The 346-nt window shown below is 59.5% G+C and carries 1 protein-coding gene; it reads left to right on the top strand.

The features are described from left to right. On the top strand, nucleotides 1-346 hold a 346-nt coding region (locus tag EOD29_RS30850), incomplete at both ends, for an aldo/keto reductase (RefSeq protein WP_206520525.1).

The following is a 346-nucleotide window of genomic DNA, read 5'->3' as shown; positions in this document are numbered from 1 at the left end:
AGTGCATAAGAGCCTGCGCAATCTCGGCGTCGAGCAGATCGATCTCTGGCAGTTGCATAGGATCGATCCGAAGGTGCCGGCCAGGGAACAATTCGATGCGATCAAATCGCTGCTCGATACCGGCCTCATCCGCCATGCGGGTCTGAGCGAAGTATCCGTTGCCGACATCGAGGCCGCCTCGAAGCATTTCAAGGTCGCGACGGTCCAGAACCGCTACAATCTCGTCGACCGCACCAGCGAGGACGTGCTCGATTATTGCACCAAGCACAATATCGGCTTCATCCCGTGGTATCCGTTGGCAGCCGGCGACCTCGCCAAGCCGGGCTCGCTGCTCGATACCATCGCC

Source organism: Mesorhizobium sp. M1A.T.Ca.IN.004.03.1.1 (assembly GCF_003997555.1).
Classification (GTDB): domain Bacteria; phylum Pseudomonadota; class Alphaproteobacteria; order Rhizobiales; family Rhizobiaceae; genus Mesorhizobium.
Note: the sequence above shows the minus strand (reverse complement) of the source record. Positions and strands in the feature narration are given on the sequence as shown.